Below are 17,853 nucleotides of genomic sequence, written 5' to 3' on the forward strand. Positions count from 1 at the left end.
GATCGTCCCGCGGGGACGTGACGTGTCCGACCACCACTACCCGCCCGCCGTGCCGGGGTCGGTGTTCTGTTCGGGGACGTTGCTGTGCCCCGTCCTCGCGCGCCACGCGACCGCGATCCACACGACCGCGGTTGAGACGAGCAGTCCGGCGAGCGGTTCGTCGTGCGCGCCGGGTGGGGCGGGCGCCGCGAACGGCCGCCACACCAGGGGGAACGCGATGACCGCGAGTACCGCGGTGGCGGCGAGACCGCGCTTGGCGGGGAGGGCTACGGGGGCGGGTAGGAAGTCGAGGGCACGTGCGGTGAGTCCGATGGCGGGGGCGATGAGCGCGTCGTGGACGAGCGGGCAGGCGATCAGCCAGAGGACCGCCGAGACGGAGGTCCAGGACAGCGGCAGCGCCCAGTCGGCGAACAGCGTGACGCCCCATCCCAGGGTGGCGAGACCGCTGATCACGAGCAGGGCGCGGATCGCGGTCATGCCGTCTCCAGGCGGGAGACCCACTTGGTCTGCAGGACGCCGGGCCGGTTGGGGGCGATCACCCGGCAGGGATAGCCGTGGTCCAGGTCGAGCGGGGCGCCGTTGAGGTCCAGGGCGAGCACGGTCAGCGGGTCGGCGGTGTGCGTGCCGGGTAGGACGCTGGTCGAGTAGATGCCGGTGGTCTCCAGGGAGGAGACCCGGACCTCGCTTCCCGGGCGGGCGCCGATGGCGTGGAGCAGGTCGGTGAACGCGACACCGGTCCACGTTGCGGTGCGGCTCCACCCCTCCACGCACGCGATGGGGAGGTCCACTGTGGTCTGCGGGAGGGCGGCGAGTCCGGCGCGAGACAGCGATGTGGTGCCCGCGGGAGTCGAGATTTCCAGTCGCCAGTCCGGGTCGGTGGCCGCTGCGACCACCCCGGCGGCCGTGGCGGTTCGGTTGACGGGCAGGCCCCGGCTGCCTTGGTCGGATCGCCACTTCAGCGGGGAGACGTGCCGCAGGGCGGGAATGGTGGCTCCCGCGGTGGCCAGCACGGCTACGCCGGTCGACGTGGCCGTGGTACGCAGGAAGGCGCGTCGGGACACGGTGGTGCCCACGGGCGCGACGGGGTGCTCCGGAGCCAGGGCGGCGCGCGCGACCGGGAGTTTCAGTCCGACATGGAGGATGATCGACCCGACGGCGATCCACCCCACGGCGTAGTGCACCGGGGGGAAGAAGAACGGCCACGGGTAGTTCTGGGTGACGTTGAGCAGTCCCGTCACGAGCTCGAACAGGGCACTGCCAACCAGTGCGAGGACCGACAGGCGTTCCAGCGCGTGGGTCGCGGACCGCAGCGCGGGGCGGGTGAACAGCTCGGGGTAGACGCTCCAGAGTTTGGCGGCCAGCAGCGGGATGCTCGCGATGCCGCTGATCACGTGGGTTCCCTGGGTGAGGCGGTAGAGCGAGACCGGGCGGCTGGGCCAGGTGAACCAGTGCGGCGGGTGCTGGATGAGGTGGCTGAGCAGTCCGGTGAGGAAGCAGAGGCCGAAGGTGACCGCGAGGGCCAGTCCCACCCGGGTGGCGACTCGCGGCGAGTGCGCGGCACCGCGGAAGTCCGACTCGCGGGGAAGGCGCGGCTTCACCGGCGCGCCAGTGCGACCACCCAGCGGTGGTGGTCGTGGTCGAGCCTGCTCAGCCGCAGACCCGCCCGGGTCGCGACCTCGGCGACGGCGTCCGCGCCGAGCCAGGCCCAGGGGAACCACCGGGCCGCGGCCCCGGAGGCGGGCCGCAGGCGGACCCGGTCGCGGCGCAGGCCGGTGCCGGGCGGGTCGATGTCGGCCACGACCGTTCCACCGGGGGCGAGCAGGCTGGTTACGCGGCGGAGCAGGGTGACCGGGTCGCCGCCGATGCCGATGTTGCCGTCGGCCAGCAGGGCGTGCGACCAGCGCCCTTCGCCGGGCAGCCGGTCGAAGACGTCGCGGCGCAGCGCGGCGCCGCCGCGGGCGCGGGTGAGGCGGACCGCGACGGGCGAGGTGTCGATGCCGAGCGCGGGGATCCCCCGGCTGGTCAGGGCGGTGGTGAGCCTGCCCGGCCCGCAGCCGATGTCGACGGTGGGTCCGGCGCAGGTGTCGAGCAGCAGCTCGTCGCCCGGCGAGACCGCTCCGCGCCAGCGGTGCACCGGGAGTTCGACGCGGTCGCCGCCGGGGCGTTCGAGCCAGCAGCGGGTGCCCAGCAGGCCGGGGTCGAACTCGGTTCCCACGGGCGCGGTCACGTGGGCACCACCACGGCGCGGACCGCCTCGGCGAAGCGGGTGTCCGGGCAGTCCGCCGCGACGGCGAGGGCGTCGGGCATGGTGTCGACGTCGACCAGGACCGCCGCGGTGCCCATCGGTTCGCCCAGGGCGAGGCGGGTGCGAGCGGCGGTGTCCGCGCGCGACATCGGCACGTCCGCCAAGGCCCTGGCCTGTCGCGGGTCGCGCAGGGCCAGCGCCCACCAGCCGCCGTCGGCGGCGGGGCCGAGCACCGCAGGCGCCGCGCCGGTGAGGACCGGCCGGGCCGTCGCCGCGAGCAGGGCGGGGGTCACCTGGGGGGTGTCCATGCCGATCTGGAGCACGGGCAGTCCGGGGAAGCGGTCGGCGGCGTCCTGGTGGGCGTTGACCAGTCGCTCGGCCAGGCCGTCGCCCCGCTGCGGGTGCACCGTGAGGGGTTCGAGCGCGGACCGGACCTCGTGGGCGCGGACCCCGGCGGGGACCGATCCGGTGAGGGCCACCAGCGGGATCGCCCCGGGGGTCGCGGCGGCGGCGTCGAGGGTGTCCAGCAGCGCGGCGGCGGCGATCGCCGCCGCCTGGTCGGGGGTGGCGGGCGGGCACAACCGGGTCTTGGCCAACCCGGGCACCGGGGCTTTGGCCACGACCAGTAGGACGAACTCCGGTTCGCTCATCGCAGCGCCACCCGCCCCACGTCGCGCACCGCGCGCAGGGTGCCGCGCAGCGAGCCGGACACCTTCGACCGGGTGCCCGCGGCCCGCGCTCGGTAGACCACGTCGAACTCGTCCACCCGCCACCCGGCCCGCTGTGCCCGGATGAGCAGTTCCAGCGGGTAGCCGAAGGCGCGGTCGGTGACGCCGAGCGCGAGCAGGGCCTCGCGCGGGCAGGCGCGCAGCGGGGCGATGTCGCGCACGGCCAAGCCCCGGCGGCGCAGCAGGGCGGCCAGCAGCCGGTTGCCCGCCCTGGCGTGCCAGGGCCACACATCCGCTCGTTCGGGGACCCGGCGCCCGACCGCGAGGTCCGCGCCGCCGTGGACGGCGGCCACGAGGGTCGGCAACTGGCCGAGGTCCAGGGAGCCGTCCGCGTCGGCGAAGCACACGACGGCCGCGGTGGCGTGCTCCAGCCCGGTGTGCACCGCGGCGCCGTAACCGGTGCGGGGCTCGGTGACCACGGCGGCGCCGTGCGCCGCCGCGACCTCGGCGGACCCGTCGGTCGACCCGTTGTCGACCACGATGGCCCGGTACCCGGGCGGCAGGGCGGCCAGCACGCCGGGCAGGGCCGCCGCCTCGTTCAGACAGGGCAGGACGACATCGACGTGCCCCGGGATCGGATCATCACTCACGCGGTCGACGCTATGGCCATCCCGGAAGGTCGGGAACCCTTGCGGTGCTTACGAAATGCTGACAGCAGCCGAGTTCTTACCGACCGGTGACGGTGTGGTCCGGGAGGTGTTCGCCGCGCTCACCGCGCGGCTATCGTGCCCCGGTGCGAACGCGCCCGCCGAATCCGGAGAGGATCACCGCGAAGGGATGCCGCGCCGCTGTGGCGGCCGCGGCGGTGCTGGTGGTGGCGGCCGTCGGGACCGGCGCGTACCTCAACCGCCCCGGGTCGGGGGTGTCCATCCACGCGCCCGCCGCTCCGCTGTTCGCCTGGTGGCTCCCGCACATCGGACCGGGAACGCCCGCGGCGGTGGTCGTGGCCGTCGTCGTGGTGGCCTGGGGCCCCGCGTTGGCCGGGCGGGCGAGGTGGCGCGTTCTGCTTCCCGCGGCCTATGTGGCCGCGGTCGCGTGGACCTTCGCCCTGGCCCTGGTCGACGGCTGGGACCGCGGGGTGGCCGACCGGTTGACCACTCGGGACGAATACCTCCACGAGGTCCCCGGGATCACCGACGTCCGCGCCGCGCTGCGCGGTTTCACCGACCGGATCCTGGACTTCCAGCCGGGTTCGTGGACCACGCACGTGTCCGGCCACCCGCCCCTGGCGACGCTGGTGTTCGTCTGGCTGGACCGGATCGGTCTGGGCGGGGGCGCGTGGGCGGCCGTGCTGTGCGTGGTCGTGGGCTGCCTGGCGGCGGTCGCGGTCCCGGTGGCGCTGGTGCTGCTCGGCCGCGCCGACGCGGCGCGGGCGGTGGTGCCCTTCGCGGTGCTGGCGCCAGGCGCGGTGTGGGTGGGCGCGAGCGCCGACGGGGTGTTCGCGGGTGTGACCGCGTGCGGCGTGGCCCTGCTGGCCCTGGCCGCCCGGCGCGCCTCGGCGGCGGTCGCGGTCGCCGCGGGGGTGGTGCTCGGGGCTGGGGCCTTCCTGTCCTACGGGCTGGTCCTCATCGGATTGGTGGCACTCGCCGCCGTGGTGTGCGGTCGTCGGTGGTCGGTAGCCCCGTGGGCCGTCCTCGGAGCGGTGCTCGTGGTGGTGGTGTTCGCGGTGGCCGGGTTCTCGTGGTGGGACGGCTACCACCTGGTGACCGTCCGCTACTACCAGGGCATCGCCACCGAACGGCCCTACTGGTACTGGGCGTGGGCGAACCTGGCGGCCACTTGCGTGTGCGCGGGGCCCGCCGTGGTCGCCGCCCTGCCCGGGCTGCGCCGCGGCGTACGATCCCGGTGCGATCCGGTCCTGGTGTTGGTCGCCGCCGCCGCGGCGGCGGTGCTCGTGGCAGACCTGTCCGGGTTGTCCAAGGCCGAAGTCGAGCGCATCTGGTTGCCTTTCGTGGTGTGGCTGTGGCCTGCGGTGTCGCTGTTGCCCGGCAAGCAGCGGGGTTGGCTGGCCGCGCAGGCGGCCACCGCACTCGTGGTGAACCACCTGCTGATGACGAACTGGTAGGGAGGGCGCCACGTGCCACGCGAGACGGGCTCGGTGCTGGTCGTCGACGATGACGAGACGGTGCGCGACGTCGTGCGCCGCTACCTGGAGAACGCGGGCTACGCGGTCACGGTCGCCGGGGACGGGACGGAGGCGTTGCGCCGGTGCGCCGCCGCCCGGCCGGACCTCGTGGTGCTGGACGTGATGATGCCCGGTCCGGACGGGGTGGAGGTGTGTCGCAGGCTGCGCGCGGCGGACGGCCCGGCAGTCGTGCTGCTGACCGCGCTGGGCGAGGAGGAAGACCGGGTGGCGGGCTTGGAGGTCGGCGCGGACGACTACGTCACCAAGCCGTTCAGCCCGCGCGAACTCGTGCTGCGCGTCGGCTCGGTGCTGCGGCGGATGCGCACGCCCCCGGTCGCGACACCGGTACCCGACCTGGTCGACGACGACCTCCTGCTGCGCCCGACCGCCCGCCGCGCCCTGCTGGGCGGTGTCGAGCTAGCGCTCACGACCCGCGAGTTCGACCTGCTCGCCTTCCTGATGGCCCACCCGGGGACGGCGTTCACCCGGGCGGAGCTGCTCGCCGAGGTGTGGGGCTGGGACTTCGGCGACCAGGGCACCGTGACCGTCCACGTGCGCAGGCTGCGGGAGAAGCTGGGGTCCGACCCGTCCCGGCCCGCCCGCGTGGCGACGGTGTGGGGCCACGGCTACCGCTACGACCGGCGCGCGCCGTGATCGAGTCCGACGAGACCCTGGCCGCCATCCTGGGCCACGCCTGGCACGTGCTGCCCCTGGCGCTGCTGTTCGCCCTGCCCGTGGCGCTCGCCGGTGCCCTGGCGCTGTACCTGCTGCGCCACGGCTCCCTGGCGGCGGTCATGACCGTGCTGGCCCTGGCCCCGGTGCTGGCCACCCTGGCCGGGGTGCTGGGGATCAGCGGGTTCATGTTCACCCCGACCCTGACCACCACCCTGCTGGTGTGCCTGCTCGTCGCCCTGGTCACCGTGCCCGGTGCCCTCGTCCTCGGCCGCGGCTTCGCCCGCCGCGGCCTGGCCGAGCGGATGGCCCGCGACCGCGAGCGCGCCGCCGAGACCGCCCGCCGCGACCTGGTCGCCTTCATCAGCCACGACCTGCGCAGCCCGCTCACGGCGATCGCGGCCATGGCCGAGGCGGTGGCCGACGGCGTGGTGGCCGACCGGGCCGAGGTCACCGACTACGCCACCCGCATCGGCACCGAGACCCACCGGCTCTCCGGCATGGTCGACGACCTGTTCGAACTGTCCCGCATCGCCTCCGGCGCACTGCGCCTGACCATGACCGCCGTGCTGCTGCCCGAGGTCGTCGGCGACGCCGTCGCCGCCCACTCCCCCGTGGCCGAACGCCACCGCGTCCGGCTGCTCGCCCGCGCCGAGGCCGACCCCGTCGTCTCCGGCAGCGACCCCGAGCTGGCCCGCGTCGTGCGCAACCTGGTGGCCAACGCCATCCGGCACACCCCACCGGAGGGCACGGTCGCCGTCGTGCTCGGCCTCGACGGCGACCACGCGCTGCTCACCGTCGCCGACGGCTGCGGCGGCATCCCCGACGACGAGATCGACCGCGTCTTCGACGTCGCCTACCGCGGCAGCACCGCCCGCACCCCGGACCACACCGGCACCACCGGCGCCGGGCTCGGCCTGGCCATCGCCAAGGGGCTGGTCGAGGCGCACCACGGGCGCATCGGGGTGCGCAACCACGGGCCTGGCTGCCGGTTCGAGGTCCGGCTGCCGCTGCTCACCCGCTGACGACCGCAGGCGCCCGCAACTCGGCCGTGGCGAACTCGGCCACGCCCTCGGCGAACCCGGTGCGCGCGGTGTAGCCGATCAACCGCCGCGCGTTCGCCGGGTCGGCCACCACGTGCCGCACGTCCGCGGCTCTCGCCCCACCGACCACCCGCGGCGGCGGGCCGCCCAGCGCGCGCGACAACTCCTCGGCCAGCTCACCGACCGTGTGCGGCTCTCCCGAGCAGATGTTCAACGGTGTCAGCGTTCCCGCCCGCCCGCCCTCGCGCAGCGCCAGGACGTTGGCACGGGCGACGTCGCGCACGTGCACGAAGTCCCGTCGCTGCCGTCCGTCCTCCAGGACCGTCGGTGCCTCACCCCGCTCCAGGGCGGAGCGGAACAGCGACGCCACACCGGCGTACGGGGTGTCCCTGGGCATCCTGGAGCCGTAGACGTTGTGGTAGCGCATCGCCCACACCGACCCGCCCGTCTGCCGCGCCCACGCCACCGCCAGGTGCTCTTGGGCCAGCTTCGTCGCCGCGTACGTGCTCACCGGGCGCAGTGGAGCGTCCTCCGGCACCAACCGCCACTCCAGGGCCGCACCGCACAACGGACACGTGGGTTCGTACCGGCCCGCGGCCACGTCGGCGGCGGCGCGCGGCGCGGGCGGCACCACACCGTGCACGCCGCAGGCGTACCGGCCCTCGCCGTAGACCACCATCGACGACGCCATGACCAAAGTGGACACGCGCGAGCGGTGCATGGCGGCCAACACCACCGCCGTGCCGTAGCCGTTGTGCAACGCGTACGACGGCGCGTCGCCAGGATCGATGCCGTGGCCCACCACCGCCGCCTGGTGGCACACCGCGTCCACCCCGGGCAACACCCGGTCGAGCAGCGACCCGTCCGCCACATCGCCGATGACGGTCTCGTAGTCCTCCACGTAGGCCGGTGGGCCGCCGCGCCCGTGCGCGGTCGGCAGCAGGCAGTCCAGGATGACGGGTTCGTCGCCCGATCGCGCCAGTTGGTCGGCGATGTGGGATCCGATGAAGCCGGCCCCGCCGGTCACGAGTACACGCACACCGCGAAACTAGGACGCCTGGGCATGCCGTGGCGGGGTGTGGTGCGTGCCGTCATGGAATCGTCAGATCGGACCACCACCAGCGGCCCGTGCGCGGGCCCGGGGGTCGGGAACTGCCCACGCCTGTTCACGACCGGCGGTCGCGTGCACGGCGCGCGCCGCCACCAGCCGGGCCCGCGAACCACCGTGGCGGGGTGTGGTGCGGCAGCGTCGGGCGGCGAGCCGTACAGCGTTCTGCGAAACTGGTCGCGTGCGCCTGTTCGATGACCTTGTTGCCGAGGCGACCGCGGCCGACACCTCGGGTTCGGACTACTCCTGGCTGGACGGGCGGGCCCACGAGCAGCGGGCACCCTGGGCGTACACCCGGATCCTGGCGAGCCGGATCGGGGAGTCCGACCGCGTGCTCGACGCGCAGACCGGGGACGGGGCGGTCCTCGCGGGCGCGCTAGCCCGCTCACCACGGCTGCTGGCCGCGACCGAGAGCCGACCGGAGCTGCTCCTCCGCGCCCAGCGCGACCTCGCGAAGTTCGACGGTGCGGTCGTCGCGGCCGAGGACGGCACCCTGCCGTTCCGCGACGACACCTTCGACCTGGTGGTCAGCAGGCACCCGCGCATCGGCTCCACCGACTGGTCGCAGATCCGCCGGGTACTGCGCCCCGGGGGCACCTACCTCGCCCAACACGTGGGCTCCGGATCCGGCCGGGAACTGGTCGAGGCGATCCTCGGCCCCCAGCGGGCGCGCGGGGACTTCGCCGAACGGGAAGCCGAGGCCGCCGAGAGCGCCGGGCTCGAAGTGCTCGACCTGCGCAAAGCAGGATTACCGGTCACATTCGACGACATCGGGGCCGTGGTCTACCTCTTGCGGAAAATCGTCTGGTTCGTCCCCGACTTCGCCGTCGCCCCATACCGCGACCGGCTCATCCTGCTCGACAAGCACATCCGCGCCGAGGGCGCCTTCCACACCCTCGCCCACCGCTTCCTCATCGAGGCGCGCAAGCCGGGCTGAACGCCGCGGGTTCGGTCAGGTCCACCATCCGCCGGGCTTGGACGCTCCCGACGACTGTGCTCACCTCCAGTTCGCTGTGGACACCTCGACGGCCGCGCTGGTGTTGAGCATGCGTTCCGCACCGCTAGGGCTTGCCGATCCCCCGTCCGCCCACGGGGTTGCGACTGCGCTGTATCCACTTCTCCAGGGTGTTGCGCAGGACGACCGGGTCCACGGGTTTGGTCACGTAGTCGTCCATGCCCGCGTCGAGGCAGGCTTGCCTGTCCTCGGCCAACGCGCCCGCTGTCATGGCGATGATCGGGGGGATCTCACCCGCCCCGCCGCGGCTGCGCAGTTCGACGGTGGCAGTGAGGCCGTCCATCTCCGGCATCTGGCAGTCCATCAGGATCGCCGCGTAGGGCTTGGTCCCGACCATGCGGAGCACTTCGAGTCCGTTGTCCGCGACGTCGACCTGGTAGCCGAACCTGGTCAGGATGCCGACCGCGACCATCTGGTTGATCTCGTTGTCCTCGGCGAGCAGGATCGTCTCCCCGCCGCCCTCGGCGCGGCCGCGCTGGACGGGCAGGGGCGTGCTGCCGGTGGCAGGCCCCTCAGCGGGGGCGAGCAACCCGACCAGGCAGGTGTGGAGCTGGGCGGGGTTGATCGGTTTGGGCAGCACCGCGCTGGCGCCCGCTGCGATGGCCCGCTGGTCGTCCTGGTAGGACCCGGAGGTCAGCAGCACGGTGTCGATGTGCGCCAGGTCCGCGTCGGCGGCGATCGCGGAGACCAGGTCGAGCCCGCCGCGGTCGGCCACGTGCTGGTTGATCACGACCAGGTCGAAGGGCTCCTGCGCCTCGGCGGTGCGGAGCCGGTCGAGCGTGGTGGTCAGGTCCGCGTCCGAGGTCGCGACCATGCCCCAGGCCCGGCTGTGCCGGGTGATCAGGTCACGGGTCGTGGGGTTGTCGTCGAGCAGGAGCAACCGGCGACCCGACAGGTGCCGGGACGCGGGCGCGTCCGCCTCGGGCGCGCGGCCGAACGGCAGCGCGAAGCTGAACCGGCTGCCACGACCCGGTTCGGTGGTCACCTCCAGTTCGCCGCCCATCAGCCCGACGAGCTGCCGGGTGATGGCCAAGCCGAGTCCCGTCCCGCCGTAGCGGCGGTTCGCGGCGGCTTCCACCTGGGAGAACGGCTCGTACAGCGACGGCAGGTCCGCCGCGGCGATGCCGATCCCGGTGTCCTCGACGGCGAAGCAGATCCGGACGCCGCCGTCCTCGGTGACCCCCTGGGGTTCCGCGCGCAGCACCACCGATCCGCGTTCGGTGAACTTGACCGCGTTGCCCAGCAGGTTGAGCAGCACCTGCCGCAACCTCCCCGCGTCGCCGCGCAGCCCGATGGGCAGTTCAGGGGGGTAGTGGCCGACGACCTCGATGTCCTTGTCGCGCGCGGCCTCCACCGCGGCGTGCACGACCTCGCCGAGCACCTGGTCCATGGCGAACTCGGTCTCCACCAGCTCGACCTTGCCCGCCTCCACCTTGGAGAAGTCCAGGATGTCGTTGATGATCGTCAGCAGTGCCCGGCCCGAGGCTCGGATCGACTGGGCGTAGCGCTGCTGCGAGGCGTCCAGCGGGGTGTCCAGCAGCAGCTCCGTCAGCCCGATGACGCCGTTCATCGGGGTGCGGATCTCGTGGCTGACCATCGCGACGAACTGCGACTTCACCCGCACCGCCGCCAGCGCTTCGTCCCGGGCGGCGGCCAGTGCCTGCTCGGCCTCCCGGCGCTCGCTGGTGTCGCGGATGGCCGCCGAGACCAGCACCCCCTGGTCCGTCTCCAGCGGGGCCAGGCTGATCTCGACCGGGAACTGGCTGCCGTCACGGCGCTGGCCGACCAGTTCCAGACCGACGCCCATCCCCCGGTGCGAGGGCGAGGTGAGGTACTCGTGCCGGTTGCGCACGTGGTCCCGGCGGAACTGCTCCGGGATCAGCACCTCGACGGGCTTGCCGACCAGCTCGTCCGCGCGGTAGCGGAACAGCCGTTCGGTCTGCTGGTTGACCAGCGTGATGAGACCCCGCTCGTCGACGATGACCATCGCGTCCGGCGCACCCAGCACCAAGCGGTGGAACCGCTGCTCGCCCTCCAAGGCGATCGACTCGGCGCTGGGCCGCGCCCTCTCGTTCGCGAGGGCGAGCACCGCCGCCAGCACGACCACCAGCAGCGCGGCGGCGGAGATCGCGGCGTCGACCACGCCCACCGCGGCCAGCGGCGGCCCCGCCAGGAGCACCACCGCGGCCACCGCCGAGGCCAACCTGCCCGCCGCCGTCCCGTTCGGACCCGCGAGGTTGCGGACCGACGGCCGGTCGGATCGAGCCGCCAGGACGGCCACCCAGACCGCGACGACCCCCACACCCGCCGGGAGCGCCATCGCACGGCTGTTCCCCGGGCCGTGGCCACCGGCGACCACCGCCACCACCGCCACCACCGCGGCGGCGGTCGAGAGCACGGTGTCGACATCCAAGGCGATCACCCCGCAGGCGGCCAGCGCGACCGCCGCGGCCGCCACCGCGGTGGGGGTACCCGTGCCCACCGCCCACGCCCGGATCTGTTCGTCGAACGGTACGGCGTCGGCAGGGGAGGGGTGATCGCCGACGGTCGTCATGAAGGCCACGATGCCCGTGACGGCCACCGCCGCCGCGATCGCCTGCCCCGCCCACCGCCGGGCCGGAGAACCACCGGTGGGCACCACCAGGCGCAGGGCGATCGCCAGGAGGACCAAGCAGATCGCGGTCATCAGGTCCACGGTGGCTCCGCCGGGAACCAGCGAGGCGAGAACTCTGGAGTCCACCGCGTACCCCACCAGCGCGGCGACCCCGACCGCGGTGAGGGAGGCCGTCGCGAAGGTGACTACCCGCGCCTGGTGGCCGTGCGCCGAGCTACGACCGGACTCCATACGTCGATTCTGGACCTCATTCCACTGGCGCGCCATCACCGTATCGGGGTATTGGTGCCCTCCATCGCCCTGTGGTTGGCCTGCCGCCCCGAGCAGCGTGCGGGATCGGACGACAGCGTCCAAAGTGGAGTTCGATTCGGGTGGGTCCTGGGCTCGCCTCGCAGGGGGCACGCCACGGTCACCGCAGAAGAAGAACGTCCGCGCCTGCCGCCACCGGTATCGAGCGGACACCCTGGTGCAGGACGCGGTGGTAGCCGTGCGACCGCTCCGCGGACCGGATCGTGCACGCGCAGACGAAGACAGCCACGAAACCGTAGCCACTCACCGGCTCTGGGACGCCGTAGGTGAGGGAGGTCGCCGCCAAGGCCACGAATCCCTCGGCCTGTTCGGCCAGGCGCAGCCTCGGTGAGTGGAAGGCGGACAACAGCGTGCGCAACAGCCACCCGGTGGCCAGACCCAGCACCACATCGGCTGCCAGGCGCCACAGGACATCGACCGCGATCCGGTGCCCGGCCTGGCCGAGGGCAGGACGCCGACCACGCTGACGGCGACGGCGGCGCGGGTGAAGGGAAGGCGAACACCGCCGCCCCCCAACCCCAGGAACACCACCGGCACCGGCACCGGGACGCGGTTTACCACCTGCGGCAACACCGCCGCCACTCCAGCCGCCGCGCAGACCACCGCCACAACCTCGACCTTCGCGCCTCCATTCCGGCTGCGCGTGCAGGACCTCGCCGAGGCCATCGGGCTCAACCAGAGCTCCGTGAGCAGGCTGGTCACCCGGCTGGAACAGGCCGGGTTGACCGACCGCGTGCTGTGCGCCGACGATCGGCGCGGCATCCACCCGATGATCACCGAGCACTGGCGGGAGCGCGGGTGCTCACCACCGCACTGGACCAGGCCGCCGAGGACCCGGCCGTGGCCCACCGGTCGCCCTGCTCCGCCAGGAGACGACGCACTCCGCGCGGACGACCCAGCCCCAGCAGTCGTAGGTCACCGCGTGGCGGTCCGGCGTCGCGGTGCCGGGACAGGTGTCGGTGCCGGTGTCGCGGAGGGCTCGGCCGGCGCCACCGGCGCCTGCCCCACGCAGCGTGATCGGTTGGGCGAAGCCGGGCGAGGTGGCAGTGGGCGCGAGCGGACGCGCCCCTGCGGGGCGCAAGCCACGGATGTCCACCGTCGACGCCGCGCGCGTGGCGACCGGGTCGGGCGTGACGGCGACCTGCGACGGCCTCGTCGCCCCCGCCTGGCTGGTGCCGACCAAGGTCAGGACGGCGGTGAGGATCGCCGTGGTGTGCGCCGTTCGGCTTGTCCTCCCCGAGGGTGTCGACGAACCCCCGGGGAACACCACACGAGCCCGATCGGTGGCCATCTTGGCGCGTGCTCCCCCATCTGCCGCACCCGACGCCGAAAATCAGCGCTCTCTCGCCCGTTGCGCGCCGGTTTCGGGTGAATAACCCCTATCATCTCCCGGTCACTTGACTGTTGGCACCCGATTACCCTACCCCGGCCCTCCCATTACGAAATTCGAGTGACCTTCCGGGATCATCCTACCGATTTTTCCGAGGGGCCTGATATTCCTTGTCGGGTACCCGATGAAGCCCACTAAGGAGCTCCATGCGCTCGCTCGTCAAAAGGCTGTTCGCCACCGCCGCCGCGGCCGCGGTGATCCCCGCGGCGATGGTCGTCTCGGCGTCCACCGCCTCGGCCGACACGCCGTACCGCTCGATCAGCACCCCTGCGGGCGCCATGTGCCTCGATATCCCCCGGGGGACCACCGACAACCACGCCCCGGTCCAGATCTACTACTGCAACGGCGGCACCAACCAGCAGTGGATCTACCGCCCGACCTCCGTCCCCGGCTACGGCCAGCTGGTCAACGTGGCGAGCGGCAGCTGCGCGGACGTGCCGCGCAACGACCTCGCCGACCTGGCCCCGGTCGAGCAGTACGTGTGCGGGGCGTCCTCGGCCAACCAGATGTGGAGCTTCGACCCCGCCTCCGGCCAGCTGCGCGCCCTGCACAGCGGCAAGTGCCTGACCATCAGCAGCTACGCCTACAAGAGCAAGACCTTCCAGTACAGCTGCGGCATCGCCTACTCCCAGCGGTGGCAGCTCAACGTCTGATCCGGTCGCGGGCCCGCCGTGTCGACGGCGGGCCCGCGCGCCCATTCGCCGATTCCCCCGCGACCTTGACCCCCGTTCGGGGGTCTTCGTATTTCTGATGACCTCCGAACGGGGGTCACAATTCCGATGACCCCCGTTCGGAGGTCATGGTTCGGCGATGACCCCCGTTCGGGGGTCTTGTCTCCGGTCAAAGATGTGTGACAAGAAAAAGAAAACTGGGAATTGATGGCTCTCTTTGCCCTGGCGCAAGTGATTGGCCGATCAGCCGACGGGCACGCGGCAACCGCCGTGGCGCGTCCCAGCACCCACCGCGCCCGCGGGCACCACCGCCAGGCGCGGGGTGACCCACCGGGCCGAGCCGCCCGAGCAAGGGGCGCGCCGGTGACCGGGGGCCGCCTGAGACCGCCCAGGACGGCGGCCAGGCCGGGGTTGGAGCGACGAGCATGACCAGGCCCAGGCCCGCGCGGCCGAGGCGTGACGGTGACTGACCGTGATCACCACCCGGAGCCACTGACGTTGGGGCGAGGACGGCAAGCCCGGCGCAGTCCGGTAGCCGGAGGTCGCCGCTCGATACCGGGCTTGTCATCCACCATCCGGTTCGATGAGCGGGATCGGGCTGGAAGGGCCAGGTGATTCCGCCGACCGGGGTGGACCGGTCTCACAGCGGGGACGCAGGTCGTTCCCGGGAGGCGCTCAGGTCCGGGACGGATCGTGCCGCACCCCGCCTCCGCCGCGGTCGAACCCCGGCCCGCGCCCGCCGCTCCCCCACCGCCGCTGGTCCCGGAGTTCTGCTACGTCAGCGACACCGTCCGCAGCCTCTTGGCCCTGGCCGAGCGGCCCGGCCTGCTCGGTTCGGTCAACACCGGCAGCCCGTGCTGGAGCCGGCGACGGCCATCGAAGACCTCCCCGGCACTGCGGTGACCGTCGTGCACTCGGCTCTGCCCGTCGAGGGCCGACCGGCGGGCGCCGCGGCCGCGCCCGGCGGTAGGCGGCGGCCCGGGTCTCCTGTAGCTGCGCGCAAGTGCCGCCGAGAGCCATGAGTTCGTCGTGGGTGCCTGCTCGGCCACGCGGGAGCGGTCGAGCAGCACCCGGCGCCCGGCCAAGGCGGCCGATCATGACGAACAGCTCGGCGAAGTCGGGGTTGGCGGCCAGCAGCTCGCTGGACTCGTCGACGATGAGGAACGGGGTCGGCGGCGGGTTGAGCGCGGCACCCCCTGACGGGCGCGCTCCTAGTCCACAAGAGACGAATAGTTTCCCGGCGCACGCAACAAATCCTGAAGACGCGCCATCTCGCCGTGCAGGGAGTCCTGCACGGGGGTGACCAGGGGTACCCCATCGGGGAGGTTGGTGATGGCCGCGGAGGGCCAGCGGGAGGCGGTCGAGACCGAGAAAGGTGGCGCCGCCCTTGAAGTCGACCAGGACGAAGTTGAGCAGCTCCGAGCTGCGCGTCATGGCCAGCCCCAGCACCAGGGTGCGCAGCGGCTCCGACTTGCCCGAGCCGGTCGCACCGATCAGCAGGCTGTGCACGTCCTTGCCGCCCTGCGTGGACTCCTCGATGTCAATTCCACCCAGGACCCGTCCTCGGCGATGCCCAGCGGGATGGGGAACCGTTCAGCCCCCTCCCGTTCCGCCACTACGACTTCCGTGTGGACGAGTCGAGGTCGGCGACGCCGAGCAGGCGGGGCAGCTCTCCGACGACCACCGACGCCGCCGTGCCGGACCGAAATCGACGACGTTCGCGCGATGTTCGACCTGGCCGACGCGCTGCCACCGGAAGCCCTCATGCGCACCCAACCCGCCAACGACCTCCTGCTCCACGAACGCCGCGCCAGATCCGCGCCGAAACCACCCGCCGCACCCGGACGCTGACCGCCGCGACATGACGATCAACGGAAAGCAGAAATGCACGGCACACAACCTTGGAATGCACTCGACACACTGAACATGCTCGCGTTGATCTGCCGAAATAGCGTTCCGGCAAATCGCCACGATACGCCGTAGATAGTTCGAACCGAAGGGTCACTGGTTCGATCCCAGCGTCGCCGCGGACGACCCGGTCGCACTCGTCGTCGATGGCTTCAGGATCGAAGCCGGTCGGTAGGTGACGCGGCAGGGAGTCGCGTCGTCGGGCTGCGGTGACCGCGTCCGGCGAGACCGGTGCGACTTCACGGTCTCGCCGGACGCGGCCTTGTCCCATGCGGTCCGGGCCTCTCAGGCGATGACCGGGCCGACGCCGTTGGCCCACAGCAGGGGCGGTGGCCACGCCGAACGCGGTCGCGAACTTCTTCACGTTGTCCCCTCAATGTGGTGGGGGTTGTTTCGGTTGCGGTCCCGGGAACTCCCGCTGTCTCTATGCAACACGATGCGCCAGGGCTGCCGCGCGACGAACATCTGGTAACACCGGATATGTGCAATTGATAGCATTGCCCATAAAGCGCCGGTGTTCCTCGACGCTGGCAAACGGGTCCGCTCGGGTGATCCGACATACCCGTGACGTTCGGTTTGAGGTCGTCGTTCGTACCCAGCGTCACGGTCACGACAACAGCCAACCCGGCGAGAAGGCAACAGCGCATAAGGGTGCTCTCGGCGTTTCGGGGGCGCGAATCCGGGTAGGGCGAGCACCTCAGGGTAAACCCCCGACCAAATGTCCTTCCTAGACGATGCGCTGGCGCAGCGCGAGGTCGACCGGTGTTCGACCTCGTGCGCGAACGCCTCGGCCCCCGGGTTGCGCAGGCGAACCTGGCGGGCTCGTACCTGGTCACGCTGCTGACCCTCGCGGCGGAGATCGGTGGTGTGGCGTTGCCGATCGAGCCGGCCACCAGCGTGCACCACCCGCTGCGGGTGCCGATCGCGTTCGTGATCCGGGTCGTGCTGTCGCGGATGCGGTTCGAGACCGTGGAATCGGTCACACGGCGCTGCCCTGCCCATCGCTCTGGCCCTGGGCAGGTCGGGCTTGGTCGTGGTCATCCTCGGTGTGTTCGCCCTGCCGCGACCCCGGCACCGTCGAGCGGCGGCAGATCAGGTTCCCACGAACCTGATCTGTCCGATCGGGACGGTGAGGCTGGACAGGCCGCCGAGGGCGCAGCCGAGGTTGGGGTTGGCCGCGGCGACGGTGAGGGAGGTGGTGCCTGCCAGCGGGCCGCTGGTCTGCGCGGTCCGCAGTGCGATCAGACCGTTGAGGGGGTTGGTGTTGACGGTGAAGTCGAACGTGGTGCGCCCGCCATCGGGCGACCAGTCGACGGTGCCGCTGCCGGTGATGGTGGCCAGGAGGTTGCAAGGAACACCGCCCAGGCTGGTGATGGTGCCGGTGGCGTCGCTGACCGATCCCGCTTGGCGGTCGTTGCGGTTCCCGCTGGGCGACGGGCAGTTGACGACGGTCGCGACGGCCACCACGTCCGCGGTGGTGCGCGTGGCGGTCAACGCCGGGCTGAAGCTGAGGTGGACGTTGACATTGCAGGTCAACTCGATCACCGCGGCCTGGGCGGGAGCGGTGGACGCGACGGGAACACCAGCCCCAGGAGGATCGCGACGACCGCGACCAGGGGCCTTCCCGTGCCTGGCCACCGCGATCGCGCGCTGTCGATCATGCTCGCTCCTGTCCTCGGACGTGGTCGGACCACCGAGCGACGCTGCGCTCTCGAGGTCGTCGGGCGCAACCCCTCTGACACCGTCGCCGTTGAACGCCACCCGATCGCGGGGGCGGAGACCACCTGTGCCACCAACTACGCGAGACCTGCGCGAAAACGGAGGCAGACCGCAGCCCGAGTGCGGCTGGCCGGTTCCGCCCCAGCGGTGATGATCACCCCGCGGCGGATGGGGCAGGCCGGGTCGCAGGCGACCGTGGTCGCCGCGCTACTCGCTCGTGGTGCGAGTCGTGGGAGGCGGGCGTGCCTGCGGACGGTAGTGAGGCATCGCACCTGACGTCGATCTGCGCATCGGGTCTGGTCTGAC

The 17,853-nt window shown here is 72.4% G+C and carries 17 protein-coding genes and 1 pseudogene; 8 read left to right on the forward strand and 10 right to left on the reverse strand.

All coding sequences use genetic code 11. From position 1 onward, the window contains the following. Positions 1 to 36: 36 nt before the first annotated feature. The 5 genes from CLV40_RS20690 to CLV40_RS20710 are packed head-to-tail and all read right to left on the reverse strand — an operon-like array spanning position 37 to position 3,563. Positions 37 to 477 carry a hypothetical protein gene (locus CLV40_RS20690; RefSeq protein WP_104480613.1) on the reverse strand — a complete coding sequence of 147 codons (441 nt, stop codon included), beginning with the start codon at positions 475 to 477 and terminating at the stop codon, positions 37 to 39. After that, positions 474 to 1,598 (reverse strand): molybdopterin-dependent oxidoreductase, encoded by a 1,125-nt coding sequence (locus CLV40_RS20695; protein ID WP_104480614.1) that lies wholly within the window; start codon positions 1,596 to 1,598, stop codon positions 474 to 476. The genes CLV40_RS20690 and CLV40_RS20695 overlap by 4 nt, the downstream gene beginning before the upstream one ends. After that, positions 1,595 to 2,227 (reverse strand): methyltransferase domain-containing protein, encoded by a 633-nt coding sequence (locus tag CLV40_RS20700; protein WP_104480615.1) that lies wholly within the window; start codon positions 2,225 to 2,227, stop codon positions 1,595 to 1,597. The genes CLV40_RS20695 and CLV40_RS20700 overlap by 4 nt, the downstream gene beginning before the upstream one ends. Continuing rightward, entirely contained in the window at positions 2,224 to 2,895 is a 672-nt protein-coding gene (locus tag CLV40_RS20705; protein WP_104480616.1) for a TIGR04282 family arsenosugar biosynthesis glycosyltransferase, read from the reverse strand. The genes CLV40_RS20700 and CLV40_RS20705 overlap by 4 nt, the downstream gene beginning before the upstream one ends. After that, positions 2,892 to 3,563 carry a glycosyltransferase family 2 protein gene (locus tag CLV40_RS20710; RefSeq protein ID WP_245931427.1) on the reverse strand — a complete coding sequence of 224 codons (672 nt, stop codon included), beginning with the start codon at positions 3,561 to 3,563 and terminating at the stop codon, positions 2,892 to 2,894. Before CLV40_RS20710 ends, CLV40_RS20705 begins: the two co-directional genes overlap by 4 nt. Before the next feature lie 143 nt (positions 3,564 to 3,706). Here CLV40_RS20710 and CLV40_RS20715 point away from each other — a divergent pair, with 143 nt between their 5' ends. Genes CLV40_RS20715 through CLV40_RS20725 form a run of 3 tightly spaced genes read left to right on the forward strand, consistent with a single transcriptional unit; the run spans position 3,707 to position 6,795 of the window. Continuing rightward, complete coding sequence (locus CLV40_RS20715) at positions 3,707 to 5,038, forward strand: hypothetical protein (protein WP_374065046.1); 1,332 nt, start codon at positions 3,707 to 3,709, stop codon at positions 5,036 to 5,038. 12 nt (positions 5,039 to 5,050) lie between these two features. Next, a complete protein-coding gene (locus CLV40_RS20720; protein ID WP_104480617.1) occupies positions 5,051 to 5,752 on the forward strand; it encodes a response regulator transcription factor in 702 nt (233 codons plus the stop codon). Then, a complete protein-coding gene (locus CLV40_RS20725; protein ID WP_104480618.1) occupies positions 5,749 to 6,795 on the forward strand; it encodes a sensor histidine kinase in 1,047 nt (348 codons plus the stop codon). Before CLV40_RS20720 ends, CLV40_RS20725 begins: the two co-directional genes overlap by 4 nt. On the opposite strand, the gene CLV40_RS20730 is transcribed toward CLV40_RS20725, so the two are convergent. Next, the gene (locus tag CLV40_RS20730) at positions 6,785 to 7,852 is read right to left on the reverse strand and encodes an NAD-dependent epimerase/dehydratase family protein (RefSeq protein WP_104480619.1); all 1,068 of its coding nucleotides are present in this window, start codon (positions 7,850 to 7,852) and stop codon (positions 6,785 to 6,787) included. The genes CLV40_RS20725 and CLV40_RS20730 overlap by 11 nt on opposite strands. Positions 7,853 to 8,102: 250 nt before the next feature. Between CLV40_RS20730 and CLV40_RS20735 the strand changes: the two genes are divergently transcribed. Further along, the gene (locus CLV40_RS20735) at positions 8,103 to 8,858 is read left to right on the forward strand and encodes a class I SAM-dependent methyltransferase (RefSeq protein ID WP_104480620.1); all 756 of its coding nucleotides are present in this window, start codon (positions 8,103 to 8,105) and stop codon (positions 8,856 to 8,858) included. A 124-nt stretch (positions 8,859 to 8,982) separates the two neighbouring features. Here the strand turns inward: CLV40_RS20735 and CLV40_RS20740 are convergent, their stop codons facing one another. Next, complete coding sequence (locus CLV40_RS20740) at positions 8,983 to 11,781, reverse strand: response regulator (RefSeq protein WP_104480621.1); 2,799 nt, start codon at positions 11,779 to 11,781, stop codon at positions 8,983 to 8,985. 178 nt (positions 11,782 to 11,959) lie between these two features. Continuing rightward, entirely contained in the window at positions 11,960 to 12,244 is a 285-nt protein-coding gene (locus CLV40_RS20745; RefSeq protein ID WP_146108137.1) for a hypothetical protein, read from the reverse strand. Between the two features lie 258 nt (positions 12,245 to 12,502). Between CLV40_RS20745 and CLV40_RS39705 the strand changes: the two genes are divergently transcribed. The 3 genes from CLV40_RS39705 (at position 12,503) to CLV40_RS39710 (ending at position 14,823) form a co-directional block, all read left to right on the forward strand. Next, positions 12,503 to 13,231 (forward strand): MarR family transcriptional regulator, encoded by a 729-nt coding sequence (locus tag CLV40_RS39705; protein WP_374066513.1) that lies wholly within the window; start codon positions 12,503 to 12,505, stop codon positions 13,229 to 13,231. Between the two features lie 164 nt (positions 13,232 to 13,395). Then, positions 13,396 to 13,902 (forward strand): RICIN domain-containing protein, encoded by a 507-nt coding sequence (locus CLV40_RS20760; RefSeq protein ID WP_104480623.1) that lies wholly within the window; start codon positions 13,396 to 13,398, stop codon positions 13,900 to 13,902. Between the two features lie 711 nt (positions 13,903 to 14,613). Then, positions 14,614 to 14,823, forward strand: coding sequence for a hypothetical protein (locus tag CLV40_RS39710; protein ID WP_245931439.1), 210 nt, complete (start codon positions 14,614 to 14,616; stop codon positions 14,821 to 14,823). Positions 14,824 to 15,327: 504 nt separating this feature from the next. Here the strand turns inward: CLV40_RS39710 and CLV40_RS39715 are convergent. Next, positions 15,328 to 15,429 (reverse strand): annotated as a pseudogene (locus tag CLV40_RS39715) (FtsK/SpoIIIE domain-containing protein); the annotation flags it as partial. Between the two features lie 216 nt (positions 15,430 to 15,645). On the opposite strand from CLV40_RS39715, the gene CLV40_RS40355 reads away from it, so the two are divergent. After that, positions 15,646 to 15,771 carry a hypothetical protein gene (locus CLV40_RS40355; protein WP_281261676.1) on the forward strand — a complete coding sequence of 42 codons (126 nt, stop codon included), beginning with the start codon at positions 15,646 to 15,648 and terminating at the stop codon, positions 15,769 to 15,771. Positions 15,772 to 16,920: 1,149 nt separating this feature from the next. On the opposite strand, the gene CLV40_RS20770 is transcribed toward CLV40_RS40355, so the two are convergent. Next, entirely contained in the window at positions 16,921 to 17,364 is a 444-nt protein-coding gene (locus CLV40_RS20770) for a hypothetical protein (protein ID WP_146108138.1), read from the reverse strand. Between the last annotated feature and the right edge of the window lie 489 nt (positions 17,365 to 17,853).

Source organism: Actinokineospora auranticolor (assembly GCF_002934265.1).
GTDB classification, from domain to species: Bacteria; Actinomycetota; Actinomycetes; order Mycobacteriales; family Pseudonocardiaceae; genus Actinokineospora; species Actinokineospora auranticolor.